The organism is Polynucleobacter sp. AP-Sving-400A-A2 (assembly GCF_018688155.1).
Taxonomy (GTDB): Bacteria; Pseudomonadota; Gammaproteobacteria; order Burkholderiales; family Burkholderiaceae; genus Polynucleobacter.
The window spans coordinates 1,500,304-1,524,212 of the sequence record NZ_CP061312.1; the positions used below are offsets into that span (position 1 = coordinate 1,500,304).

The 23,909-nt window shown below is 46.5% G+C and carries 27 protein-coding genes; 14 read left to right on the forward strand and 13 right to left on the reverse strand.

Annotation, left to right across the window (positions count from 1 at the left end; genetic code table 11):
- The first annotated feature begins 55 nt into the window (after positions 1-55).
- The 4 genes from moaA to C2758_RS07915 are packed head-to-tail and all read left to right on the forward strand — an operon-like array spanning position 56 to position 3,397.
- Positions 56-1,168 (forward strand): GTP 3',8-cyclase MoaA, encoded by a 1,113-nt coding sequence (moaA, locus tag C2758_RS07900; protein WP_215327689.1) that lies wholly within the window; start codon positions 56-58, stop codon positions 1,166-1,168.
- Complete coding sequence (mobA, locus tag C2758_RS07905) at positions 1,168-1,773, forward strand: molybdenum cofactor guanylyltransferase MobA (RefSeq protein WP_215327690.1); 606 nt, start codon at positions 1,168-1,170, stop codon at positions 1,771-1,773. The genes moaA and mobA overlap by 1 nt, the downstream gene beginning before the upstream one ends.
- The gene (gene glp, locus C2758_RS07910; RefSeq protein WP_215327691.1) at positions 1,770-3,092 is read left to right on the forward strand and encodes a gephyrin-like molybdotransferase Glp; all 1,323 of its coding nucleotides are present in this window, start codon (positions 1,770-1,772) and stop codon (positions 3,090-3,092) included. Before mobA ends, glp begins: the two co-directional genes overlap by 4 nt.
- Positions 3,093-3,103: 11 nt before the next feature.
- Complete coding sequence (locus C2758_RS07915; RefSeq protein ID WP_015421612.1) at positions 3,104-3,397, forward strand: hypothetical protein; 294 nt, start codon at positions 3,104-3,106, stop codon at positions 3,395-3,397.
- An 8-nt stretch (positions 3,398-3,405) separates the two neighbouring features.
- On the opposite strand, the gene C2758_RS07920 is transcribed toward C2758_RS07915, so the two are convergent.
- On the reverse strand, positions 3,406-4,419 hold the full coding sequence (locus tag C2758_RS07920; RefSeq protein WP_215327692.1) for a D-glycerate dehydrogenase: 1,014 nt from the start codon (positions 4,417-4,419) through the stop codon (positions 3,406-3,408).
- A gap of 118 nt (positions 4,420-4,537) precedes the next feature.
- Between C2758_RS07920 and fdxA the strand changes: the two genes are divergently transcribed.
- The 5 genes from fdxA to C2758_RS07945 are packed head-to-tail and all read left to right on the forward strand — an operon-like array spanning position 4,538 to position 9,007.
- The gene (gene fdxA, locus C2758_RS07925; RefSeq protein WP_215327693.1) at positions 4,538-4,861 is read left to right on the forward strand and encodes a ferredoxin FdxA; all 324 of its coding nucleotides are present in this window, start codon (positions 4,538-4,540) and stop codon (positions 4,859-4,861) included.
- A 1-nt stretch (position 4,862) separates the two neighbouring features.
- Positions 4,863-5,906 (forward strand): NAD(P)/FAD-dependent oxidoreductase, encoded by a 1,044-nt coding sequence (locus C2758_RS07930; protein ID WP_215327694.1) that lies wholly within the window; start codon positions 4,863-4,865, stop codon positions 5,904-5,906.
- Positions 5,907-5,944: 38 nt separating this feature from the next.
- A complete protein-coding gene (locus C2758_RS07935; RefSeq protein ID WP_215327695.1) occupies positions 5,945-6,739 on the forward strand; it encodes a thymidylate synthase in 795 nt (264 codons plus the stop codon).
- Between the two features lie 14 nt (positions 6,740-6,753).
- Positions 6,754-7,251 (forward strand): dihydrofolate reductase, encoded by a 498-nt coding sequence (locus C2758_RS07940; protein ID WP_215327696.1) that lies wholly within the window; start codon positions 6,754-6,756, stop codon positions 7,249-7,251.
- Between the two features lie 55 nt (positions 7,252-7,306).
- Positions 7,307-9,007 (forward strand): amidohydrolase, encoded by a 1,701-nt coding sequence (locus C2758_RS07945; protein WP_215327697.1) that lies wholly within the window; start codon positions 7,307-7,309, stop codon positions 9,005-9,007.
- Positions 9,008-9,097: 90 nt separating this feature from the next.
- On the opposite strand, the gene C2758_RS07950 is transcribed toward C2758_RS07945, so the two are convergent.
- Positions 9,098-10,180 (reverse strand): TRAP transporter substrate-binding protein, encoded by a 1,083-nt coding sequence (locus C2758_RS07950; protein ID WP_215327698.1) that lies wholly within the window; start codon positions 10,178-10,180, stop codon positions 9,098-9,100.
- 64 nt (positions 10,181-10,244) lie between these two features.
- Entirely contained in the window at positions 10,245-11,591 is a 1,347-nt protein-coding gene (pmbA, locus tag C2758_RS07955) for a metalloprotease PmbA (protein WP_215327699.1), read from the reverse strand.
- 26 nt (positions 11,592-11,617) lie between these two features.
- Between pmbA and mog the strand changes: the two genes are divergently transcribed.
- Positions 11,618-12,241, forward strand: coding sequence for a molybdopterin adenylyltransferase (gene mog, locus C2758_RS07960; RefSeq protein WP_215327700.1), 624 nt, complete (start codon positions 11,618-11,620; stop codon positions 12,239-12,241).
- 26 nt (positions 12,242-12,267) lie between these two features.
- Here mog and orn read toward each other — a convergent pair whose 3' ends face one another.
- A complete protein-coding gene (gene orn, locus C2758_RS07965) occupies positions 12,268-12,855 on the reverse strand; it encodes an oligoribonuclease (protein WP_215327701.1) in 588 nt (195 codons plus the stop codon).
- A 15-nt stretch (positions 12,856-12,870) separates the two neighbouring features.
- On the opposite strand from orn, the gene C2758_RS07970 reads away from it, so the two are divergent.
- Together C2758_RS07970 and rsgA are read left to right on the forward strand one after the other, a co-directional pair.
- Entirely contained in the window at positions 12,871-14,121 is a 1,251-nt protein-coding gene (locus C2758_RS07970; protein ID WP_215327702.1) for a M48 family metallopeptidase, read from the forward strand.
- A 22-nt stretch (positions 14,122-14,143) separates the two neighbouring features.
- A complete protein-coding gene (rsgA, locus tag C2758_RS07975; RefSeq protein WP_215327703.1) occupies positions 14,144-15,157 on the forward strand; it encodes a ribosome small subunit-dependent GTPase A in 1,014 nt (337 codons plus the stop codon).
- Here rsgA and C2758_RS07980 read toward each other — a convergent pair.
- The 6 genes from C2758_RS07980 to rpsP form a co-directional block, all read right to left on the reverse strand.
- Entirely contained in the window at positions 15,102-16,061 is a 960-nt protein-coding gene (locus C2758_RS07980; RefSeq protein WP_215327704.1) for a CobD/CbiB family protein, read from the reverse strand. The genes rsgA and C2758_RS07980 overlap by 56 nt on opposite strands.
- A complete protein-coding gene (locus tag C2758_RS07985) occupies positions 16,058-16,795 on the reverse strand; it encodes a CoA pyrophosphatase (protein WP_215327705.1) in 738 nt (245 codons plus the stop codon). The genes C2758_RS07980 and C2758_RS07985 overlap by 4 nt, the downstream gene beginning before the upstream one ends.
- A 66-nt stretch (positions 16,796-16,861) precedes the next feature.
- Positions 16,862-17,260 (reverse strand): 50S ribosomal protein L19, encoded by a 399-nt coding sequence (gene rplS, locus C2758_RS07990; RefSeq protein ID WP_215304837.1) that lies wholly within the window; start codon positions 17,258-17,260, stop codon positions 16,862-16,864.
- Positions 17,261-17,386: 126 nt separating this feature from the next.
- Positions 17,387-18,133, reverse strand: coding sequence for a tRNA (guanosine(37)-N1)-methyltransferase TrmD (gene trmD / locus C2758_RS07995; RefSeq protein WP_215327706.1), 747 nt, complete (start codon positions 18,131-18,133; stop codon positions 17,387-17,389).
- A 24-nt stretch (positions 18,134-18,157) separates the two neighbouring features.
- Positions 18,158-18,721, reverse strand: coding sequence for a ribosome maturation factor RimM (rimM, locus tag C2758_RS08000; RefSeq protein ID WP_215327707.1), 564 nt, complete (start codon positions 18,719-18,721; stop codon positions 18,158-18,160).
- A 93-nt stretch (positions 18,722-18,814) separates the two neighbouring features.
- Entirely contained in the window at positions 18,815-19,060 is a 246-nt protein-coding gene (rpsP, locus tag C2758_RS08005; protein ID WP_011902362.1) for a 30S ribosomal protein S16, read from the reverse strand.
- Between the two features lie 252 nt (positions 19,061-19,312).
- Between rpsP and C2758_RS08010 the strand changes: the two genes are divergently transcribed.
- On the forward strand, positions 19,313-19,837 hold the full coding sequence (locus C2758_RS08010; RefSeq protein WP_215327708.1) for an META domain-containing protein: 525 nt from the start codon (positions 19,313-19,315) through the stop codon (positions 19,835-19,837).
- Between the two features lie 27 nt (positions 19,838-19,864).
- A complete protein-coding gene (locus tag C2758_RS08015) occupies positions 19,865-20,311 on the forward strand; it encodes a hypothetical protein (RefSeq protein ID WP_215327709.1) in 447 nt (148 codons plus the stop codon).
- Positions 20,312-20,366: 55 nt separating this feature from the next.
- On the opposite strand, the gene C2758_RS08020 is transcribed toward C2758_RS08015, so the two are convergent.
- From C2758_RS08020 to C2758_RS08030, 3 genes are read right to left on the reverse strand one after another with little or no spacing between them, the layout of a single operon-like run.
- A complete protein-coding gene (locus tag C2758_RS08020) occupies positions 20,367-22,154 on the reverse strand; it encodes an acyl-CoA dehydrogenase (RefSeq protein WP_215327710.1) in 1,788 nt (595 codons plus the stop codon).
- A gap of 53 nt (positions 22,155-22,207) precedes the next feature.
- A complete protein-coding gene (locus tag C2758_RS08025; protein WP_215327711.1) occupies positions 22,208-23,143 on the reverse strand; it encodes an electron transfer flavoprotein subunit alpha/FixB family protein in 936 nt (311 codons plus the stop codon).
- Positions 23,144-23,893: an electron transfer flavoprotein subunit beta/FixA family protein gene (locus C2758_RS08030; RefSeq protein WP_215327712.1), complete on the reverse strand. Its 750-nt coding sequence runs from the start codon at positions 23,891-23,893 to the stop codon at positions 23,144-23,146.
- Positions 23,894-23,909: the final 16 nt, after the last annotated feature.

The following is a 23,909-nucleotide window of genomic DNA, read 5'->3' on the forward strand; positions in this document are numbered from 1 at the left end:
CCACAAGGATATTTGGCAGTTTGGCAGAAACACGGTTTCACGGCCATAATTACGCATGGTTGAAAAAGTAATCCCTATACGTTTAGATGAAGGTAAAGGCCTGATGCCGTCCATACCAGGACAGCTCTTAGCTGCGAGTACCTCAACCAAAGATACCCGCGGACGCCCGCTAAGAGATTTACGCATCTCTGTCACTGATCGCTGTAATTTCCGCTGCACCTACTGCATGCCTAAGGAAATCTTCGACAAAGACTACCCCTATCTCTCTCATAATGAATTACTCAGCTTTGAAGAGATCACCCGTTTAACAACTATCTTTGCCTCACTGGGCGTAGAAAAAATTCGCCTCACTGGTGGCGAGCCTTTGTTGCGCAAAAATCTCGAAGTACTGATTGAGATGTTAGCCAAGATTCGTACTACGACAAATCAACCCCTTGATCTCACCTTAACTACGAATGGCAGTATTTTGCGCAAGAAAGCGGCTGCATTAAAAGCCGCAGGCTTGCATCGCCTCACCATTAGCCTTGACGGCCTAAATGATGATGTCTTCAAAAAAATGAATGATGTCGACTTTCCAGTTACTGATGTGCTTGATGGCATTGCAGCAGCTAAAGAGGCTGGCTTTACTAATCTCAAAGTCAATATGGTGGTTAAGAAGGGCACAAACGACCAAGAGATTATTGGTATGGCTAAGCACTTCAAAGGCACTGGCGTAACACTGCGCTTTATTGAATTTATGGATGTAGGTAGCTCTAACGGCTGGGATATGTCTCAAGTACTCCCCTCGCAGGAAGTTGCTAATCGTATTCATGCCGTCTTTCCGATAGAAGCTATAGAGGCTAACTATTCTGGTGAAGTAGCTCAGCGCTGGCGCTATCTTGATGGCTCCGGTGAAATTGGCTTTATTTCTAGTGTTACACAAACTTTCTGCCATGAGTGCACTCGCGCGCGTATCTCCACAGATGGCCAGCTCTATCTTTGCCTGTTTGCAAATGAAGGTTTTGATTTCAAAACGCTATTGCGTTCCGGTAGGAGTGATTTAGAAATTGCCAACGCCATCATGTCGACATGGTCAGGGCGCAATGATCACTACTCAGAAATTCGGGGATCCAATACTGCTGGATCAAAATCCGCTCGCAAAGTAGAGATGTCTTACATCGGCGGGTAATGATTAGCTCAGAACACATTACTGGACTCATTTTGGCAGGGGGCCGCGCCCAAAGAATGGGTGGTATTGATAAGGGTTTAATCCCTTTTCATGGCAAGCCCCTGATTGAATCTGCCATCAGTCGACTCAAACCCCAAGTCAGCACTATTCTGATTAATGCTAACCGTAGCATTACAAAGTATTCCCACTATGGTTACCCAGTACTCATGGATGAAACTCCGGATTTTTCTGGCCCACTAGCTGGCTTCTCAGTTGGACTGAAGCATTGCAAAACGCCCTACTTACTAACATCGCCTTGCGACTCTCCTTTGTTGCCGACCGATCTTGCCGAAAAGATGGCGCATCAATTGGAAGGCGGTAATTTAGAACTTGTCTTTGCTTCCTCAAAAGAGGGTGACGGCAAGACATGGTCCCAACCGGTTTTCTGCCTAATGAAAAGTGATTTACAAGACTCTTTAAATGTCTTTCTAAGTAAAGGTGATTTGAAGATTGACCGCTGGTTTAAAGAATTGCGCTCTGGTACCGTTGTATTTGAAAATGCTCAAGCATTTGCCAACGTCAACACACCGGAAGAATTAGCTGCCTTAGAAAAAATATCGTCATGACCGATTCAATTAAGCACTCCCCTAATAGCCCTATTCTCTTGACTGCTTCACTTCATGTGGATGAGGCGCGCAAGGCTATCTCAGATCTAGTCAATGAATTACTTCTAGAGTCTCGCAAGCTAAACAATGCGAGTGATATTGAGTTAGTCACTTTGGATCAAGCGATTAATCGTATTTTGGCGGAAGATTTGCTTTCCCCAATTAATGTCCCTGCTGCTGATAACTCCGCCATGGATGGCTTTGCCTTTAATGGCGATTGCCTGGGAAATAGCGAAGCCATAGCTACCTTGAAGATTGTTGGTACAGCCTATGCCGGCAAACCTTACGAAGGGACTACCGGTCCAGGCGAATGCCTCAAGATCATGACTGGCGCCCTCATGCCCAATGGCTGTGATACCGTCATTCCTCAAGAGTTTACGGAATCCGTAAGCGAGTCAAGTGTCGGTTTTAAACAAAACCAAGTAAAGCGTGGAGAGAATCGCCGCTTACGTGGCGAAGATTTGCAAAACGGTAAAGCTGCTATTGCAGCTGGTCGCTTATTGCGACCCTCCGATCTTGGCCTAGCTGCGTCCTTGGGCATCGCCAGCCTCAAAGTGCATCGCAAACTCAAGGTGGCCATTCTTTCCTCTGGAGATGAATTACGTCCCCTGGGTCAAGCTCTAGATACGGGCAGTATTTATGACAGTAATCGCTATAGCCTGACAGGCTTACTCAATCGACTCAATCTAGAAATTATTGATTGCGGCATTGTGCGTGATGATCCTGTCTCGCTGAAAGCTGCCTTCGTAGATGCAGCCTCTAAAGCAGATGTTCTGATCTCCTCTGGTGGAGTCTCTGTTGGTGAGGCAGACTTTACTAAGCAAATCATGCAAGAACTGGGTGATGTAGGCTTTTGGAAGATTGCCATGCGCCCAGGACGCCCCATGGCCTTTGGGATGCTCAAGCCTGTTGGTGATTCCAGCCGCAAAACTCTTTTCTTTGGCCTGCCCGGCAACCCAGTAGCCGTCATGGTGACCTTCTACCAATTCGTCCGCTCAGCTTTATTGCAACTCAACGGCGCAAACCAAACTGAGCAGCTCATGACCCAAGCAATTGCCGAGGCACCGATTCGGAAAAAGCCGGGTCGAACAGAATTTCAGCGTGCCATTATGGGGCGTGGCCCCGACGGGAAGCCCACGGTCAAGCTGACCGGCAGCCAAGGTGCTGGAATTTTACGCTCGATGAGCGAGGCAAATTGCTTTGTCATCCTGCCTCACGACCAAGGAAATGTTGCGGCCGGTGACTGGGTAGATGTGGCGCTTTTCGACGGACTGCTTTAAGATTGCACCTCATGAAACTCACCAAAAAAGAAATTGCCTTCGTAGACCCAATGCATACCGCCAAAACTCTGGTTTTGGTTTACCTTTGCTTTTCTGTACCAATTGTGTTGCTAGCCTTGTTTGTAGCCTTCATTCGTGACGGTGCCATTCCTGGATTTACCGTTCTCTCTGCATTAATCCTCAACGCATTACTGGGTTTTGCTTTGCTATGGATTGCTTGCAAAGTCTACAACTGGGTTGCAGGTAAATTTGGTGGCATTGAACTTGCTCTTCGTGAGCTCCCAGAAGAAATTGAAGCAGATTAAGTTTTCAGCTAGGCTGTAAATACCTCTGTATTAATTAGGCTTGGTGGTTTCTTCCCATCCAGCGCGGCTCGCAAATTTTCCACCGCAAGATCCACCATCGCTCTACGTGTTTTTTCTGTAGCACTGGCAATATGCGGAGCCAACACAATATTGCTGCACTTGAGTAACTCTGGATGTACTTGAGGCTCGCCTTCAAAAACATCCAAGCCCGCTGCAAAGATCTTGCCACTTTGCAACGCTTTTGCTAAGGCCGCATCGTCCACAATACCGCCACGAGCTATATTAATCAGGGTTGCGGTGGGTTTCATCAGCGCAATTTCTGCGGCGCCAATCGTATGATGATTTTGAGCTGTGTAAGGTAGTACCAACACCACATGGTCGGCAATACGTAATAACTCCTCTTTGGAAACATGGCTTGCACTACAAGCTTGTTCATCTTCAGAAGATAAGCGACTGCGGTTGTGATAAATCACTTTCATACCAAAACCTAAGGCACGTTTTGCAATCCCTTGGCCGATACGACCCATACCAATAATGCCGACTGTGCTGTGATGCAAGTCCATGCCCAGTGGATTATTCACAATCGACCATTGATCCCACTTGCCCGCTCGCACCCAATGCTCGGATTCCGTAATACGCCTAGCAGTTGCCATTAACAAGGCAAAACCAAAATCAGCGGTTGTATCCGTAAGAACGTCAGGGGTATTCGTAGCCATGACCCCAGCAGCAGTAATGGCTGGGATATCAAAATTGTTATAGCCAACAGAGATATTCGCTACCACCTTTAAATTTTTGGCTTGAGCTAAAGCGGAAGCGTCAATTCGCTCGCTTCCTGCTACTAGGGCGCCCTGGACTTCTGAAAGCGCTTTTTGCAACTCTTCTGGGCTTAATATTTTGTCGGACTGGTTAGATTGAACCTCATAGAGGTCCTCTAATTTGGCTAGCGCCTCAGGAAAAATGGCCCTTGCGACCAAAATTTTGGGTTTTGGGATGCTTTTGGAGGTATTTTCTGGAGTGTTCATAACGTGACTTTACCTCAAGTAAATTGAGGCTTTCGCCTGAAAAATAAGCTGATTCGGCTAAAATGAACTTTTATAACTTGGTAGTCCATTCACTTGGACTCCTTACCTGCAAACCATCATGACTTACGTTGTTACCGAAGCTTGTATTCGCTGCAAATACACTGATTGCGTTGATGTCTGCCCAGTCGATTGTTTTCGCGAAGGTCCTAACTTTTTAGTGATCGATCCAGATGAATGTATCGATTGCGCAGTCTGTGTACCAGAGTGTCCAGTCAATGCTATCTATGCAGAAGATGATGTACCAGGAGATCAACAGTCCTTCATCAAATTGAATGCTGATCTTTCATCGGGATGGACATCGATTACCAAATCTAAAGCAGCCCTTCCAGATGCTGATGAATGGAAAGACGTTAAAAACAAAATTGATCAGCTGGTAAAGTAAATTGCACCTCCCCATTGAAACCGATGCAGTCATTATTGGCGCCGGTCCGGTGGGGCTCTTCCAAGTCTTCGAACTTGGTCTCTTAGAAATTAAAGCGCATGTCATTGACTCCCTACCTGAAGTGGGCGGTCAATGTATCGAGCTCTACCCAGATAAACCGATCTATGACATTCCGGCGATTCCGGTTTGCACTGGTCGTGAGCTAGTTAGTAATCTACTGAAACAAATTGAGCCATTCAAACCACAGTTTCACTTAAACCAGGAAGTCTCTACCCTTGAGAAACAGGCTGATGGTCGTTTTCTGATTCGCACATCCCAAGATCAGCAATTTTTGAGTAGAGCGATTTTTATAGCTGCCGGTGTTGGTGCATTTCAACCGCGCACGCTCAACCTAGATGGCATTGAGGCTTTTGTCGATAAACAAATTTTTTATCGCGTCAGAAATCCTGAGCAATTTGCCAGTAAGCGCATCGTGATTTGCGGTGGTGGAGATTCCGCACTGGATTGGGCATTGCATTTTGCAGAGCGAGCAGCCAGCGTGATACTCATTCATCGCAGAGATGAATTCAAAGCAGCCCCCCAATCCGTTGCCAAGATGCGCGCTCTTTGTGCAGCTGGCAAGATGCAACTCATCATTGGGCAAATTACGGGCCTTGAATCCTCCGCTGACAAACTGACTGAAATTGCCGTTGCCAATATTGATGGCGAAGTTCAGATGATTGCATTAGATGCACTCTTATTGTTTTATGGGCTCTCACCCAAATTAGGCCCTATCGCCGACTGGGGGTTAGATATCGACCGTAAGCAAATTGCTGTGGATACTGCCTGCTTTCAGACTAGCACTCCTGGCATATACGCCGTTGGGGATATCAATATCTACCCGGGCAAGAAAAAACTGATTTTGTCAGGCTTTCATGAGGCAGCCTTAGCGGCCTTTGCTGCAGCCGCCTATCTGGCCCCTGAAAAGCAGATTCAACTCCAATACACCACCACATCCCCAAAGCTTCATAAGGCGCTTGGGGTCAGCCCAGCGACATTCGAGTAAGCTCTTAATATCACTGAATTATTTGACTGAGTAAACCTATGCGTCAATATCACAATCTCATGAAGGAAGTCCTTGAAAAGGGCGTCCAAAAATCCGATAGAACCGGTACCGGCACTATCTCCATCTTCGGCCATCAGATGCGCTTTAATCTGGCCGAGGGCTTTCCGATGGTGACGACGAAGAAGTTGCATCTGAAGTCCATTATTTTGGAATTACTCTGGTTCCTCAAAGGCAGCACCGACAACAACTGGCTTAAAGAGCGTGGTGTTTCCATTTGGAATGAATGGGCAGCTCCAGACGGCGACCTTGGCCCGATTTACGGCTATCAGTGGCGCTCATGGCCAGCACCGAATGGTGAGCATATTGACCAGATCGCTGAAGTTGTAGAAACCCTTAAAAAGAATCCAGACTCTCGTCGTATTATTGTTTCCGCTTGGAACGTGGCAGATATTCCGCGCATGGCTTTGGCGCCTTGCCACGCTTTCTTTCAGTTTTATGTTGCTGATGGCAAGCTATCTTGCCAACTTTATCAACGTAGTGCGGACATCTTCTTGGGTGTACCCTTCAATATTGCTAGCTATTCTCTACTGACTCACATGATGGCGCAGCAGTGCAATTTAGAGGTGGGCGACTTTGTGTGGACTGGTGGCGACTGCCATCTCTATAGCAACCATTTAGAACAAGTTGATGTTCAACTCTCGAGAGATTTTTTCCCGCTACCTAAGCTCAATATTTTGCGCAAACCAGACTCCATCTTTGATTACGAATTCGAAGATTTTGAAATCGCTGGCTATGAATCTCATCCCGCCATTAAAGCTCCAGTAGCTGTTTAAGAAATTAGATCCTCATGACCGTAGCTAAAAACCCTGCCATCTCCATGATTGTTGCCCGCTCACGTAATTACGTGATTGGTAAAGACAATCAAATGCCTTGGAAGATTTCTGCTGATCTGCAGTTCTTCAAAAAAGTAACAATGGGTCACCCTGTCATCATGGGTCGCAAGACTTGGGAGTCTATTGGCCGCCCTCTTCCGGGACGTCGCAATATTGTGGTGAGTCGTAATGCTGATCTCCAGTTGGCTGGTGCGGAAGTGGTCAACTCCCTTGAAGAAGCACTCGCAACCTTAAATGAATTTCCCCGAGTATTTGTGATTGGTGGAGAGCAACTCTTTACTCAAGCTTTCACCAAAGCAGATCGCCTTTTCATCACCGAAATTGATATCGATGTAGAGGGTGGCGATACTTTCTTTGAAGTTCCTAATCAATCCGAATGGAAAGAAGTGGAGCGCACCCCCGCATCTGAAGGTGAAATTACATTTCATTTTATTACGCTTGAGCGTAGATAAAGATACCGCTTAATCTGTTACCCGTCTTTAAATCAGTTTTCAAAAGGAAGTATCTATGAAATTTTCATCAAAATTACTTTCCGCCCTATTGATAGTCCAATGTGCGTTTGTTTTCGCAAAAAGCGAGGCAGACATGATTTTTTATGGTGGCGATATTGTCACGATGAATAAATCACACCCTACTGCAGAGGCTGTAGCGGTTCAAGATGGAAAAATCATCAAGGTTGGCTCTCTAGCTAAGCTCAAGACTCTGCAAGGACAAGATACAAAGCTGATTAACTTGAATGGGCAAACTTTGATGCCTGGTTTAGTTGAACCACATGTACACATCATAGGCACCGCATTTTCAGAAGAGATTTTCCTCAATCTCTCCAACTTCACGATGCCCCATGACACATTAAATAGTTTGGTGGCAAAGCTAACTGCCTATAGTAAAAACTTTAAAGATGGTGAATGGATTAATGCCTTTGGCGTTGATCCATCTAGAACAGAACCATTTATGTCTGAATTAACCGCGGACATACTAGACAAGGTATCCACCACCAAGCCTATCTTTGTTATGAATCAAAGTATGCATATTGCTTACGTGAATCATAAGGCTCTAGAAATGGCAGGATTAACTGATTCCAGCCCCGATCCCAAGGGCGGAAAGTTGCTTAGAGATAGCAAGGGGCGCTTAACTGGTGTAGTTTATGAAGCGCCTGCTTTTTATCTGTTCCTTGATAAGATGCCGCCACCCACTCAAGAGGTAATTGAACAAGCTGTTGCTAAGGTTGGTCAAAGACTGGTCAGCAAAGGCGTCACTACTTCAGCAGAAATCACTGTAGGCGGTTACCTTGGCGTTGATAAGGAATATGCCCTGTTTAATGCAATGACCCAAAGTGGCAAGCTTCCAGTTCGGGTGAGAGGTTATATGTATTCGAATGCATACCCGACCACGAACAATAAGTACAAGCCAGGGCAAGGTGATGACACCTTTAAATTAATCGGTGTCAAAATTGTGGCTGATGGCTCCAATCAAGGGCTAACCGGTGCAATGAGTAAGCCGTACGACTATCCAGCCGGTACAAGCAATAAGGGCACTCTCAACTTTACCGAGCAAGAGCTATATGATCTCGCCAAGCCAAGATTTGATCAGGGCTGGCAACTCTCCGTTCACTCAAATGGTGATAGATCAATTGAGCAGACTTTGAATGTTTTTGCAAAGTTAGTTACGAAACCAGCTGATGCTAAAACTAGATTAAGAATTGAGCACTTCACTGTACCAACTGAAGCGCAGATTGATAAAGCAGCAAAGCTTGGCGTTGTTCCTGGGTTCACCATTGGACATACTGACTATTGGGGTGAGGCGTTTCATAATCACCTCATTGGGCCTGAAAGAGCGGATCAAATTGACCCTAGCGCGAGCTTGATTAAAAGGGGTATGCGTTTTGCATATCATAGCGACTCACCTGTATCACCAATACATCCACTCAGGTATGCCTCTGAAGGTGCTGCTCGCTTATGGCAAGTCTCACCCCAAAAAGTGCTGAATCCAAGTCAGAAGATTTCCATTAATCATGCTTTAAAAGCCATCACAATTGATGCCGCTTATCAGCTGAAAATGGATGACAAGATTGGATCGATTCAGGAAGGCAAATATGCTGACTTCGCTATCATGAATCAGAATCCAATGAAAACAGATGCCTACAAAATTCGAGATATTGAAGTGAATGAAACCTGGGTCAATGGAAAACAGGTATTTAAGAAGCAGTAAAAAAATACTTTCATTTACTTTATAAGAAAAACCACTCTAGAGTGGTTTTTCTGTATCTGCAGCTAAATTTTTATGCTCACAAATTAGACCTTAAAGCTTCTTAGCAAAACTATATTGAGAGAACGCTTGCTCAGCAACATTGAACCACTGCGCTTCCATATTTCTGAATACACGGTAGTCCTCGAAGATTTTCTTAAATTGGGGATTCTTAGCGGACTCTTCGGCATAAGTTTCTTGGCTTGCCTTAAAGCAGGCATCCATTATGGAGGTATTGAACTTACGCAAGACCGCGCCATTCTGAATGAGGCGCTGTAATGCTGGTGGATTTAAGGCATCGTATTTAGCGCACATATCTACATGCGCTTCAAAGCAGGCCGCCTCCCATGCTGCTTGATATGAAGGAGGTAATGAATCCCACTGCTTCTTATTCACCAAGAATGAGAGTCCAGCCGCGCCCTCCCAAAATGCAGGGTAGTAATAGTTTTTCGCAACCTTAGCTAAACCCAACTTTTCATCATCATAGGGGCCAACAAATTCTGCAGCATCAATCGTGCCCTTTTCTAATGCTGAGTAAATCTCACCGGCAGGTAACTGTTGTGGCACTACACCTAACTTTGCCAGCACTTGCCCTGCAAAACCAGCGATACGGAATTTGAGCCCTTTAAGATCTTCTGGAGATTTAATTTCTTTACGAAACCAACCGCCCATCTGGGTACCAGTTTGTCCGCCTAAGAAATTAACAATGTTGTAACTGGCATAGAGCTCGCGCATCAGCTTCATACCGTTGCCATGCAACATCCAAGCAGTTTGTTGACGTGCTGTCATACCAAAAGGCGCTGCCGTATCAAAAATAAATGCGCTGTTTTTTCCTAAGTAGTAATAACTGGCGGTATGGCCACACTCCACTGTGCCGTTTTGAACGGCATCCAATACTTGTAGGGCTGGAACTACTTCACCGGCGGCAAATACTTTGACATTGAACTTACCATCAGTTGCTTTACGCAAGGCATTGGCAAAGACTTCTGGGGTACCAAATAAAGTATCTAAGGATTTAGGAAAGCTGGAGACCAAACGCCAATTTAAGGTTGGCAAACTCTGAGCAATTGATGGTGCTGCTAATGCTGCTGCGCCTGCACCGATAGTGGCTTTTTTTAAAAAGGAACGTCTTTGCATCGTCTTCTCCTCCAAGATAGTTTTTTCTTATTGATGTTCTCTGTACTTTGATGATGTTATTGCTTTACTTACCACCAATAGTCATGGATCCAATGAGGATGGAACCTGTTTCTTTGGTACCCCGAATCAGTGTGTCACTACCAATCATCTCAATATCCATCAACATGTCTCGCAGGTTACCGGCAATCGTAATACCCTCGACCGGATATTGAATCTCACCCTTCTCTACCCAGTAGCCAAAGGCGCCGCGCGAGTAATCACCAGTGACGTAGTTCACGCCCTGCCCCATGAGTTCGGTAACTAGCAAGCCTGTGCCCATCTCTTTCAGAAGTGCAGGCAATCCGCCCTTTGGCGTCTTGCGACTTTGTAATGTCAGATGATGCGAGCCTCCCGCATTGCCAGTAGTCTTCATACCGAGCTTTCTGGCGGAATAAGTGGATAAGAAATAGCCTTGCAAAATCCCTTTTTCAACCACGGTTCTCGCCGAGGTCTTCACACCTTCTTCATCAAAAGGTACGCTTCCCGTCATTGCCTTGAGGTGAGGGTTTTCAAAGACGCTAATGTGCTTTGGTAGCACTTGCTTGCCCAAGCTATCCAATAGAAAACTAGAGCGTCTATATAAAGCACCACCAGATACTGCTTGCACAAAGCCGCCCAGTAGACCTGCTGCTAAGGGGGCTTCAAATATCACTGGGCAACGGCGCGTACTGAGCGACCTTGCTTTAAGGCGTGAAAGCGCACGCTCTGCTGCATATTTACCAATGGCAGCTGGATCAGCCAACTCCCCAGGAATGCGTGAGCTGGAATACCAATCATCTCTTTGCATGAGTGACTTTTTACCGCCCTCATTTGCAATTGGTGCACAAGAAATATAGTGGCGTGAGAATGGGTAGCCCCCCATAAATCCGTGGCTGGTCCCCATCATAAAATGTGCGTGATGTGCTGATACTGAAGCGCCATCACTATTTTGAATTTGCTTACTGACTGCAAAGGCAGCACCCTCAGCAATTCGAGCAATATCGATTGCCGTCGCTGAGTCTAAGTCCCATGGATGAAATAAATCGAGATTGAGCGGATGTTTTTCGAGCAGTTCTTTTTCAGCAGGACCAGCGCACAGATCTTCGGCCGTATGTTGGGCGATATGGTACGCAGCCTCTACAGTCGCCTTTAAAGAATCCTTGGAGAAATCGCTAGTGCTAGTATTGCCTCGACGATGGCCTAAAAATACCGTGACGCCAACCTGCTTATCTAGGCTTTGCTCAATTGTCTCGACCTCGCCTTTGCGAACGGTAACGGAGAGACCTTGGCCTTCAGAAACTTCAGCTACGGCATCTGAGGCACCGCGTCTTTTGGCTTCTGTGAGCATGAAATCGATGATTTCTTGAAACTGATTTGATGAGTGTGTAAGCATGCCCTAATAATAGCTAGAATAGAAACATGAAGCATACCGAAGCCTGGAAAAGATCCTCCCCCAACGAAATCAAAATCGGCCTAATTTCGATCTCCGATAGAGCGAGTAAAGGCGTTTATACCGATGAGGGCATCCCTGCCCTGCAATTATGGCTAGAAACCGCTATCAGCGGTCCCTGCGTCTTTCATGAGCGTCTAATTGCGGATGAGCGGGAGGTCATCACAGAAACGATAGTGGAGCTATCCGACGATCTCGGCTGTGATTTAGTCCTCACCACAGGCGGTACAGGCCCTTCACGCAGAGATCTCACCCCTGAGGCCACAATGGACGCTGGAACCCGGGAAATGCCCGGATTTGGCGAGCAAATGCGCCAAATTAGCCTGCGCTTTGTACCTACAGCTATCTTGTCACGCCAGACCGCAGTTTTACGAGAAATCGAGGGGCACACCACCCTCATCATTAATTTGCCAGGTCAACCTAAATCCATCAAAGAAACTCTTGAAGGCTTAAAGGACGCCGAGGGCAAATCTATTGTTCCAGGTATCTTTGCTGCCGTACCCTATTGCATCGACCTGATCGGTGGCCCTTATATCGAAACCGATGAGACCATCATCAAAGCTTTTAGGCCCAAGAGCGCTATTAAGAAATAAGGTGGGCGATGGTTTTGAATACAGAATTACTCCGGCAAAGGCACGATGAACTTTTCTCGGTAGTACTTAAGCTCTTCAATAGATTCCTCAATATCGGCCAAGGCGGTATGCGCCTGCTTTTTGGTGAAACCCTTGACCAACTCAGGATGCCAACGCCTGCAGAGCTCCTTGAGTGTTGAAACGTCAATATTTCGGTAATGAAAGAAGGCCTCTAGTTTTGGCATGTACTTCGCCATAAAGCGTCGATCCTGACCAATGGTATTGCCACACATTGGCGCAATACCAGGCTTGATGTATTTTTTCAAAAAGGCAATGCATTCAGCTTCAGCAGTGGCTTCATCCGTGGTTGAGGCCTTGACCTTGTCAATCAGGCCAGAGCGGCCGTGAGTACCCTTATTCCAGGCATCCATCGCCTCCAATAAGGCGTCTTCCTGGCGGATCACCCAAACAGGGGCGGTAGCGATAGTGTTGAGGTGCGCATCGGTCACGATCACCGCAATTTCTAAAATACGCTCTTTTTCAGGATCTAGGCCTGACATCTCCATATCTACCCAAATCAGGTGCTCATTGGCTGGCGCCACCTTTGGCGCTGGAGTACTTGTTTTTTCACTCATATCTATAATCATCTCATGACATTCACAATTGTTTTTCTAATCGCCTTCATCGCCAGCTTTGGTCTACGCCACTGGTTATCCCAACGCCAAATTCGGCACGTCGCAATCAACCGCGATATGGTGCCTGCTGAGTTTGTATCCCAGATCTCTTTGGCCGAACATCAAAAGGCTGCCGACTATACGCTTGCCAAACTGCGCCTAGGTATTTTAGAGAATGGCGTCAGTGCAATTATCCTCATCGGCTTCACGCTCTTGGGTGGTTTACAGATCTTAAATCTATCGCTTTTGCAACTATTGGGCGAGGGAATTGCTCAGCAAATGGCACTGCTGATATCCATCGTCTTGATTTCCGGAATTCTCGACCTGCCTTTCTCTTGGTACAAACAGTTTTACCTAGAAGAGCGCTTCGGTTTTAATCGCATGAATGCCAAACTCTTTTTCAGCGATATGTTTAAGGGCTTGGGTGTTGGTGGCGCAATTGGCGTTCCCCTCCTCTGGGTCATCCTCAGTCTGATGGCTCAAGCAGGTGAATTTTGGTGGCTGTGGGCTTGGGGCGTGCTCACTGTATTTAGTCTATTAATGCAGTGGATATTTCCGACCTTCATCGCACCGATCTTTAATAAGTTTGAAGCGCTAGAAGAGGGGCCACTGAAAACCCAAATTGAAGCTTTATTAAGCCGCTGTGATTTTGCTAGCCAAGGTTTATTTGTGATGGATGGTAGTAAGCGCAGTGCGCACGGCAATGCATTTTTTGCAGGCATGGGTAAAGCCAAGCGTATTGTCTTTTTTGATACCTTAATTGAGAAACTCAATCCCGGCGAGGTAGAGGCCGTTCTGGCTCATGAACTGGGTCACTACAAGTGCAACCATATCCGCAAGCGTTTACTGGTCTCATTCGCGATGAGCTTTCTGACATTTGCACTCTTGGGATGGATCAGCACACAGCCATGGTTCTACAGCGATCTGGGGGTAATGCCCAATCTGAACGGCTATAACGGTGGTTTGGCTTTGGCACTTTTCATGCTCATTGCACCAGTATTTAGCTTCTTCCTAACACCGCTATCTAGCCTGGCATCACGCAAACATGAATATGAGGCAGATGGTTTTGCTGCAGATAAATCTTCTGCAAGCGATTTGATTTCTGCCCTAGTTAAGCTCTATCAAGATAATGCATCGACCTTAACGCCAGATCCGATCTATACCGCTTTTTATAGCTCGCATCCACCAGCTCCATTGCGCATTGCTAATCTCAAACGATTTAATTAAGTAATCTGGAATTGTTTATTTAATGGAACAATTTCATGCGCTACTGACTGCCTCCTATGGAAGGCATTATTTAGCGCAGCGCTTAGTTAAAGACGAGCGTGGAAATGAATCCCCTGCCGGTGAATTACTTCAAGTCAGTACGCCAGCGAAGCAGCACATTGGCGCCGTGGGCGATCGTATGTTGTTGGAGATGACCTCGGTGGACCAGGCGCGGATTATTCGCATCGAGCCACGAGAAAATTTACTCTATCGATCCGATGCTTTTAAAAGCAAGCTCATTGCTTCCAATGTCGATCAAATATTGGTCGTGCTAGCTACGCAACCGGCTTTCTCTCCCGATCTATTAGGAAGAGCGGTTGTTGCTGCAGAGACCAATCAAATTGGTTTGCATATCTTGCTGAATAAATGTGATCTCAAGGATAACTTGGAACACGCTCGTAAGATCATTGCGCCTTACGCTCGTATGGGCTATCCCGTCACTGAGGTTTCCGCCAAGTTTGATGAGGCCTCCATCGAAGCATTGCGTCCTGCCATTTGCGGCAAAGTATCTGTGTTCGTTGGTCAATCTGGCATGGGTAAATCTAGTCTACTCAATGCCTGGGTACCTAATGCAGCAGCGATTACCCAAGAATATTCAGTACGCCTAGATACCGGCAAACACACCACCACCGCTTGCCGCTACTTTGAGCTACCCGAGGCGTGGGGGCGTGATGCTAGTGGCAAATTAGGCGCTTTAATTGATTCGCCGGGCTTTCAGGAGTTTGGCTTGGCACACATGTCAGTGAGCGAGCTAGAGCACGCCTTTAGGGAGTTTCATGATCTGCTAGGCAAGTGTCGCTTTCATAACTGTGCGCACCAATCAGAGCCAGATTGCGCAATACGAGAAGCTGTCGACAAAAATGAAATTGCGCCTGAGAGACTAGCGCTATTTAGACAGTTGCGTTCCGACTCAAAAACCGCCGATACACAAATTCAGGGCATTAGCCAAGCCAAAGAGCGATGGTCAGCATTAGCAATAAAGCCATCCAAGCGATAACTAAACGCCATACCAAGCCAACAGCGGAACGCATAGTACGCTCATTTGGCTCTAGACCTACTTCGTAAAAAACAGGCTCACCAGCTTCGGCCATACGCAAAGCTTCGTCGCTATCAGGTTCGCTCATGGGCTCGCCTAAGCGAACACCCAAGGCACCGCTTCCAGATGCCAAGATCACTGCTGACAGAGAGTCAGACCATTTGCCAGTCAGGTGACGCCATGCGTAGACAGCGCCTTCGAAGTTACCCACAATCGCAAAGCCCATTGCAGTGATGCGTGCAGGCACCCAATCTAATACGTAGAAGAAATGGCGCGCTGACTCACTCAAATTAAAGTCACCTTTTTCTGACCAGCGCTGAGCAGCAGTATCAGCTAAGCGATACAACACTACGCCTGCAGGACCCATCGGCATTAAGAACCAGAACAGTACACCAAATACATGATGGTGTGAACCAATAATGGCACGCTCTAGTGCAAGTGAAATCACTTCAGTCTCGGTGAGCTCAGAAGCATCTAATTCAGGGCCATACCACTCAGCTAATGCTAAGCGAGCTGCTGGCAAATCATGATTTGCAATCGCTTCGTGAACCAACGTGAAGGAGTGGCTAAATTGGCGAAAGCCAAAAAATAGATAGGCAATTAATACATTCCATAGGAATCCCAGAATTGGGAAGGTCACCATGAAAACAACGTACAGCACAAAGACCAAGAATGTTGGCAGGATGAATGCCACCAAGCAGGCCATGCGCGCACCTACAGGGCTTGCACCTTGCTCAGTCTTGCCACCGAATTCACCAGCGACCCAATCAAGCCAGCGAGCGCTCATGCGCGCGATCCAATGGCTCGAGGTTACTGGGCGATATTGCTCAGCAATGAGGGCGAAGAGAATAGAAAAGAAAGTCATACTTTTAATAGATGATAAAGGTTACGCAACATTCCAGCAGTAGCGCCCCAGATAAAACGATTCTCATAGGGCATTGAATAAAACCGACGACTACCCTGATCACTCTCCCAGACCCGCACTTGATGATTTGCAGGATCCATTAAAAAATGTAAAGGCACTTCAAAAACATCCGCCACTTCAAATGCATCTAATACGTATTCTGCCTGAGGTTTTACCAAGCCCACAACCGGCGTCACACTATAGCCCGAAACCGTTAAATATTGAGGTAAATGGCCAATGATCTCGACCCCTTGTGAGTCCAAACCGATTTCCTCTTCACTTTCCCGTAAAGCAGTGTGATTAGGATCTGAATCACTCGGATCCATCCGCCCACCTGGAAAGCTAATTTGACCAGCATGGTCGTGTAAATGATCTGTTCTTTGGGTCAGTAACACGGATAGCCCATCCTTCTTTAGGAGCAGGGGGATTAAGACAGCTGCCCGCGTCACCTTTCCAGCGGCCTGACGCTTGGAAATAATATCTGCAGCGATAACGTGTCGATTCTCATCAGTAATCTCTGGCTGCCAAACAGGCGGATTCTGAAAGCGATGCTTTAGGCTGGATGGATCCAAATGATGCGCAATCACTTTGGGCTGAGCGGTACAAACCTCATGGATTGGAATCGCCTGCGCATCAAAATTCAATGGCGTAGCAATACTCAATTCTGGCTCTTGGGGTTTGAAATTCTTTGGCATCGGCTTTTATTTTAGGGCAATAAAAAAGGCAGCCTAGGCCGCCTTCTTTTTGGATTAAAGCAAACCTTATTCCGCTGCTGTCTCAGCAACTGCCTTGACCTTGCGAGCAGGAAGTTTTTCTTTAATACGTGCAGACTTACCTGAACGATCACGCAAGTAGTACAACTTCGCGCGACGTACATCACCGCGACGCTTCACTTCAATGCTAGCGATCAATGGTGAGTAAGTTTGAAATGTACGCTCTACACCTTCGCCAGATGAAATCTTGCGAACGATAAAGCTGGAGTTCAGTCCGCGATTGCGCTTAGCAATCACAACGCCTTCAAAGGCCTGGGTACGCTTACGTGTACCTTCAACTACGTTTACGCCAACAACGACTGTGTCGCCAGGAGCGAAAGCAGGAAGTACTTTGTTAACACTTAAGCGAGCAATTTCTTCTTGCTCAATTTTTTCGATCAAATTCATTATTAATCCTTAAACATCTTGTCAGCGTTTAATCCCGAGACTTTCATCAACGGACCAGACAGAGGATGCAGTTAAAACCATTTCACTAAATCAAAACACAAACACTTCATTCAAAACCATAATTACTTACAGCGTTCGAAGAAATTGCTCATCTTCTTTACTTAGCAACCCATTAGCTCTTGCTGATTTAATTAAATCAGGTCGAAGCCTTAACGTCAGCTCTAAAGACTTCTGCCGACGCCAATCTGTTATTTTAGCGTGATGTCCGCCCAAAAGCACGTCCGGAACCGATAAATTTTCATATATTTCAGGGCGGGTGTAGTGTGGATGGTCCAAAAGGCCATTGATAAAGCTGTCCTGAACAGCAGATTCGCCATCACCCAGGGCGCCTGGAATGAGCCGAATGACGGCATCCATCATGGTCATAGCGGGCAGTTCCCCGCCAGAAACCACAAAATCACCTATTGAAAGCTGCAAATCGACGTTTCGATCAACAAAACGCTGGTCAACAGCCTCATATCGACCGCAAATAAAGATGAAATTGCCACAGCTCAGAATATCTGTCGCGATCTTCTGAGAAAAGACCTCTCCTTGGGGAGCAAGGAGGCAGACTGGTCCAGAAACGACGTTTTGAGAGTGGTGAGCCGCTTTAAGAGCAGATATCGTATCTTCCAGCGGCTTTGCCATCATGACCATGCCCGGACCACCACCATATGCCCGATCATCCACTGTCTTGCGAGGGTCAGAGCAATAATCCCGAGGATTCCAAAGATGAATATTGGCAAGGCCTTGTTCGCAGGCACGTCCAGTAATGCCCCACTGCGTTAAAGCGGAGAACATTTCAGGGAATAAGGTAACTACATCAAAGCGCATATGGGGGATCAATGACTTATCTGATTACCAGTCGGATTGCCAGTCTAGCGTAATCAGCCTATTAGGCAAGTCGATATTTTGCACCGCTTCTTTTACAAAAGGCACCAACTGTTTTACCGTTTTAGTTTGCGCATCACCTAGGGCAATGATTCCATGAGCGCCGTTATCGTTGACATCAAGCACCTCACCCAGACTCTCGCCCTGAAGATTGATTGCTTTACAACCGATCAGATCAACCCAGTAATAACTATCGCTATCTGTCTTGGGAAATACCTCACGCGTAACTAAGATGCGAGCACCTTTTAAGGCCTCCGCCTGATCGCGATCATTAATACCATCCAAAGCAATCACTACCGTGCCGCTATGCATCTTCGCTTGCTTCACCTTATACAAAGTCAATGAGGCCTGCTCATGAGACGCAGCAACACCCGCACTCCGACGAGGAATGAGAGATAACCACAATTCTTTGCTAGATAAGAGGGCTACGGGATCGGAGGAATGAGGTCGAACCTTAATCTGACCCTGTAAGCCTTGAGCATCTTGAACTGCACCGAGCTCAATCAAATCATCTAGGGAAGGTGTATTCATATTGAAGCCACCTCAATTCCCCAAATATCACTACCAGTAAATTCTGTTACCAAAGACTTTATCGCGAAGAGAGAGTCTTTGGAATTGAAGTCTTTAAACCGCAGGATTATTTTTGATCAAGCGAACTACAGTTGGAGAGATCTGCGCGCCAACACCAGTCCAATAGGTCAAACGATCTTGAGCAATACGCATTGCTTGCTCTGTCGCTGCTGCCTGTGGATTGAAGTAACCAATACGCTCGATAAAGTTCGAGTCGCGACGATTGCGCTTGTCTGTAGCCACGATGCTATAAAAAGGGCGCTTCTTTGAACCGCCGCGTGCCAGTCGAATGACGACCATACTTATTCCTTAAAATCTAAAATGAAAACAGGTTGAGTACAACCCAATGAAATTACTACAAAATCTTGGGCTCCAGCTATAGCGCAAATTAACAAAACAAATGCACGGTATAGCGGAAAACCTCATATTCTAGACGAAAACCCCTACTTGATCCACCTATTTAAGCGAACGTCTCTTTAGCTTCAACAGTAGAATGGTATCCAGTGAATTATAAAATTATTATTAAAAACAATAGCTTACAGAAATATTACCATGAGAATAGCCACTTTTAGACCCTCTAAAGGCCTTATAAAGCGCTTTTTTCTCACGCTTTCTTGTCTCGGCTTAGGTCTTTTGACCGCCTGCGCTAATGTCATTCCACCCTGCAACGCCAAAACCAGTCCTCCAAGCAGCGAGTTTCGAAATACTAAATGGGAGCTCGTTCGCTGGAATCTCGCACCCAATAGCAAAGGTGAGGTACGCGCCCGGCAAATTCCTCAGGGTGACAATAGCAACCCCATCCAAATCATCTTTGACGCCAACGGTGAGAGGATCAGTGGATCTACCGGCTGCAATCGTTTTACCGCACGCATCACTGAAGATGCCAGAGGATTTACGCTTGATCAAATTGTCAGCACAAAGATGGCCTGTGCGCCCCAACGCATGGAATTAGAAAATGATTTCCTTTACGAATTAAATGATTACCGCTCGATTGTGCGTAACGGCGACCAACTACTAATGATTGGCGCAGATCGCGAAGTTTTAAGTTTCATGCAAAAAAATATTTCATCAAAATAAAAAAATAGCTCACTACTGAAAGTCTGAATGAAAAAATACAAACTCCTATTCTGCTCACTTGGATTATTTTTTCCTGGGACCGGCTTGAACTGTTTTTATTTACAAGGATTGAAATCCTTCTGGGGTTGGGCACAACTACTTTCTTTCATTGGCGGAATCGCTGGATGGCTCCTTCTGAAAGAGGCGCACTTTCACTCTGCACCGGGTTGGGTGCTCATCACCTTCGGCTTCATTACCCTTGAAGCCAGTTGGTTGACCACTATCACCTATGGCTTACGCCCTGATGAAAGATGGGACGCCCAATTTAATCCAGGCTTAGAACCTAGCAGAGCAACTCAGTCTGGTTGGCCGGTTGTGCTGACGGTGATTTTTTCTTTGGTCTTGGGTGCTGGTGTGATGATGACCTTCTTGGCAATTGCATTTGAACAATTTTTCATCTCCCAACTTCAGGAAGCAAGAAAGCTATCCCAGTAATACGGATAGCTTTTTGATCGACAACTATCGATAGGTGGCGATAGTTATTTAACTCTTAAAACTGTTCCGCTGTCAGCGCATTAGTGGATTGGCCACTCTCTAATATCGAGGTTGCAAGAGCTTGAGATTGTGGCAATAGATTTTCTGCAAAGAATCGTGCAGTAGCAATCTTGGCATCATAGAAATTCGGGTCTCCTGCACGCAACTCTTGTGCGGCCAGTAAAGCGCGTGCCATTTGCCATGCCCCTAATACCAAGCCACATAATCGCAAGTAGGCAAAACTACCTGCATACACTGATTTAATGTCTGTCTTTACATTCGCCACAATGTAAGCCACTGAAGCTTCAAACGCTTCACGAGCTGGGGTTAGCTGCTTCAATACCGCTTTTGCATCTGCGGTGCCACTGCTTGCTAAATCTTTTTCAGTTTGCTGGATTCTGTCCGAGAACAGCTTCGCAGTTACTCCACCGTCACGCACTGTCTTTCTGCCAATCAAATCATTTGCCTGAATCGCTGTAGTGCCTTCATAAATGGTCAGGATACGAGCATCACGATAGTGTTGTGCGGCGCCCGTCTCTTCGATAAAGCCCATACCACCGTGCACCTGAACACCCAAGCTTGCAACCTCTATCGACATCTCAGTTGAAAAACCTTTCACAATCGGTACCAGAAATTCATATACCGCTTGATTCTGCTTGCGAGCCGCTTCATCAGGCGAGGCATGCTGAGTATCGTAAGCAGCTGCCGCGTAATAAGCTAAAGCTCTGGACGCCTCAATATAGCCACGCATAGTCATCAACATCCGCTTCACGTCAGGCTGATGAATAATTGCTACAGGACCTGGCGACCCAGCAAGGTCGCGACTCTGAACGCGGTCTTTGGCATATTGCACTGCTTTTTGATAGGCGCGCTCTGCAACTGCAATACCCTGCATACCGACCGCAAAGCGGGCAGCATTCATCATGACGAACATGTATTCCAGGCCACGATTTTTTTCGCCTACTAAATAGCTAGTTGCGCCACCATGATCGCCAAACTGTAAGACTGCAGTTGGGCTAGCCTTAATGCCCAGCTTGTGCTCAATCGAGACGCAGTACACATCATTACGCTCACCAAGCGAGCCATCTGCGTTTACCAAAAACTTCGGTACTACAAATAAGGAAATACCTTTCACACCCTCTGGTGCATCTGGTGTTCTAGCTAGTACGAGATGAACAATATTTTTTGCCATGTCGTGCTCACCATAGGTGATGTAGATCTTGGTAGCAAAGATTTTGTACGTGCCATCAGATTCAGGGACGGCGCGAGAACGCACCATCGATAGATCGGAACCTGCTTGAGGTTCTGTGAGACACATCGATCCAGTCCACTCCCCAGAAATCATCTTAGGCACATAACGCTCTTGCAACTCAGGACTTGCTGCAGTCAATAAAGCTTCAATCGCACCATCAGTCAACATGGGGCACAAAGCAAATGACAAGCTCGCTGAATGCACCATCTCAAAGCAGGCAGTGGCAATTAGCTTGGGTAAGCCCTGGCCGCCAAACTCTGCAGGGTGCACGACACCTTGCCAACCTGCTGCAGCAAATTGCTCAAAAGCCTCTTTAAAGCCAGGGGAAGTGGTGACGACACCATCCTTTAGTGAGCTAGGCTTTTGATCACTAGGCCAATTGAGAGGCGCTACAACATCTTGATTAAATTTGGCAGACTCTTCCAAAATCGCCGGGGCTAAATCTACATCAGCGCCAGCCTCAGCATAAGAAGGATAGGAAACCACTTCAGATAGACCTGCTAGTTCGTTCATCACGAATAGCATGTCTTTTACTGGGGCTATATACGGCATAGGTATTCCTATAGATCGGAAGTGGGGATAGTTACAGAGATCTTTTAAAAGTCTTAAGCAAGTAAGTTAGTTAATTCAGGGACGGCGGTATTGAGATCTGCAACTAAACCATAATCAGCAACACTAAAGATTGGCGCCTCAGGATCTTTATTAATTGCTACGATGACCTTAGAGTCCTTCATGCCTGCTAAATGCTGAATCGCACCAGAGATGCCAACGGCAACATACAGCTGTGGAGCCACGATCTTACCGGTCTGACCTACTTGATAGTCGTTTGGAACATAACCTGCATCGACTGCAGCGCGAGATGCGCCTAGTGCTGCACCGAGCTTATCGGCCAAGGGCGCAATAATTTCTTGATATTTCTCACCAGAGCCTAAACCACGACCACCAGACACGATGATTTTGGCGGCAGTGAGTTCAGGACGGTCTGACTTCGTGAGTTCGCGGCCTACAAATGAAGATCCACCAGAAACCTCAGTAGTAGCTTGCTTTTCTACTGCAGCGGATCCTCCACTTGCAGCAACAGGATCAAAACCGGTTGTGCGAACCGTAATGACTTTAACTGGGTCAGCAGATTGCACAGTAGCAATCGCATTACCAGCATAAATTGGACGCTCAAAGGTGTCGGGTGAGACAACCTTGATGACATCGGATAATTGCGCTACATCTAACTTAGCGGCAACACGCGGCAAGACATTCTTACCGTTAGCAGTCGCTGGAGCAAGGATGTGGCTATAGCCACCAGCAATAGAGAAAATCTGTGCAGCTAAGGGTTCAGCGAGTTGATCAGCTAAAGATGCAGCATCCACTTGAATCACTTTACGCACTCCTGCGATTTGAGCGGCAGCAGAAGCGGCAGCATCAGTACCGCTACCAGCCACTAATACATCTACCTCGGGAGAGCATTGAAGAGCTGCAGCTACTGCATTGAGCGTAGCTGCCTTCAAAGATTGATTGTCGTGTTCAGCAATAACGAGTGCAGCCATTTAAATCACCTTCGCTTCATTTTTAAGTTTATCTACCAAAGCTGCCACATCAGCCACCATTACACCAGCAGAACGCTTTGGCGGCTCTTCTACTTTGAGGGTTTTGAGACGTGGGGCAATGTCAACGCCAAGCTCTTCAGGCTTCACGATTTCTAAAGTCTTCTTTTTAGCTTTCATAATGTTTGGCAAAGTCACATAACGTGGCTCATTCAAACGTAGGTCAGTAGTAATGACTGCGGGCAAAGTAATCGCAATGGTTTCCAAGCCGCCATCCACCTCACGAGTCACGTTCGCTTTACCGTCGGCAACTACTACTTTAGAAGCAAAAGTTGCTTGGGGAATATCCATTAAGCTAGCTAGCATCTGTCCCGTCTGATTACTATCGTCATCAATCGCCTGCTTACCCAAGATAATGATCTGAGCCTGCTCTTTTTCAGAAAGCGCTTTAAGAATTTTTGCAACAGCTAAAGGCTGTAATTCAGTATCGGTCTCTACCAAGATGGCACGATCCGCGCCAATCGCTAATGCAGTACGCAGGGTCTCTTGGCATTGAGTGGGGCCAGCAGAAACCACTACTATCTCAGTAGCAACACCAGCCTCTTTTAAGCGAACCGCCTCCTCTACCGCGATCTCATCAAATGGATTCATACTCATTTTGACGTTCGCTAGATCTACACCAGAGTGATCTGATTTGACCCGAATTTTGACGTTGTAATCAACAACCCGCTTTACTGCCACTATGATTTTCATGCTGGATCTCTATTTT

Bases quoted from the DNA above. Each gene is read 5' to 3' on its own strand.
- C2758_RS08025 (WP_215327711.1), bottom strand. From the start codon at position 23,143: ATGGCTGCACTCGTTATTGCTGAACACGACAATCAATCTTTGAAGGCA.
- C2758_RS07980 (WP_215327704.1), bottom strand. From the start codon at position 16,061: ATGACTTTCTTTTCTATTCTCTTCGCCCTCATTGCTGAGCAATATCGC.
- C2758_RS08020 (WP_215327710.1), bottom strand. From the start codon at position 22,154: ATGCCGTATATAGCCCCAGTAAAAGACATGCTATTCGTGATGAACGAA.
- C2758_RS07950 (WP_215327698.1), bottom strand. From the start codon at position 10,180: ATGCAAAGACGTTCCTTTTTAAAAAAAGCCACTATCGGTGCAGGCGCA.
- C2758_RS07945 (WP_215327697.1), top strand. From the start codon at position 7,307: ATGAAATTTTCATCAAAATTACTTTCCGCCCTATTGATAGTCCAATGT.
- glp (WP_215327691.1), top strand. From the start codon at position 1,770: ATGACCGATTCAATTAAGCACTCCCCTAATAGCCCTATTCTCTTGACT.
- pmbA (WP_215327699.1), bottom strand. From the start codon at position 11,591: ATGCTTACACACTCATCAAATCAGTTTCAAGAAATCATCGATTTCATG.
- C2758_RS07920 (WP_215327692.1), bottom strand. From the start codon at position 4,419: ATGAACACTCCAGAAAATACCTCCAAAAGCATCCCAAAACCCAAAATT.
- mog (WP_215327700.1), top strand. From the start codon at position 11,618: ATGAAGCATACCGAAGCCTGGAAAAGATCCTCCCCCAACGAAATCAAA.
- C2758_RS07935 (WP_215327695.1), top strand. From the start codon at position 5,945: ATGCGTCAATATCACAATCTCATGAAGGAAGTCCTTGAAAAGGGCGTC.
- C2758_RS08015 (WP_215327709.1), top strand. From the start codon at position 19,865: ATGAAAAAATACAAACTCCTATTCTGCTCACTTGGATTATTTTTTCCT.
- rplS (WP_215304837.1), bottom strand. From the start codon at position 17,260: ATGAATTTGATCGAAAAAATTGAGCAAGAAGAAATTGCTCGCTTAAGT.
- rpsP (WP_011902362.1), bottom strand. From the start codon at position 19,060: ATGGTCGTCATTCGACTGGCACGCGGCGGTTCAAAGAAGCGCCCTTTT.
- mobA (WP_215327690.1), top strand. From the start codon at position 1,168: ATGATTAGCTCAGAACACATTACTGGACTCATTTTGGCAGGGGGCCGC.
- C2758_RS07985 (WP_215327705.1), bottom strand. From the start codon at position 16,795: ATGCCAAAGAATTTCAAACCCCAAGAGCCAGAATTGAGTATTGCTACG.
- C2758_RS07940 (WP_215327696.1), top strand. From the start codon at position 6,754: ATGACCGTAGCTAAAAACCCTGCCATCTCCATGATTGTTGCCCGCTCA.
- fdxA (WP_215327693.1), top strand. From the start codon at position 4,538: ATGACTTACGTTGTTACCGAAGCTTGTATTCGCTGCAAATACACTGAT.
- moaA (WP_215327689.1), top strand. From the start codon at position 56: ATGGTTGAAAAAGTAATCCCTATACGTTTAGATGAAGGTAAAGGCCTG.
- rsgA (WP_215327703.1), top strand. From the start codon at position 14,144: ATGGAACAATTTCATGCGCTACTGACTGCCTCCTATGGAAGGCATTAT.
- C2758_RS08030 (WP_215327712.1), bottom strand. From the start codon at position 23,893: ATGAAAATCATAGTGGCAGTAAAGCGGGTTGTTGATTACAACGTCAAA.
- trmD (WP_215327706.1), bottom strand. From the start codon at position 18,133: ATGCGCTTTGATGTAGTTACCTTATTCCCTGAAATGTTCTCCGCTTTA.
- C2758_RS07915 (WP_015421612.1), top strand. From the start codon at position 3,104: ATGAAACTCACCAAAAAAGAAATTGCCTTCGTAGACCCAATGCATACC.
- C2758_RS08010 (WP_215327708.1), top strand. From the start codon at position 19,313: ATGAGAATAGCCACTTTTAGACCCTCTAAAGGCCTTATAAAGCGCTTT.
- rimM (WP_215327707.1), bottom strand. From the start codon at position 18,721: ATGAATACACCTTCCCTAGATGATTTGATTGAGCTCGGTGCAGTTCAA.
- C2758_RS07970 (WP_215327702.1), top strand. From the start codon at position 12,871: ATGACATTCACAATTGTTTTTCTAATCGCCTTCATCGCCAGCTTTGGT.
- orn (WP_215327701.1), bottom strand. From the start codon at position 12,855: ATGAGTGAAAAAACAAGTACTCCAGCGCCAAAGGTGGCGCCAGCCAAT.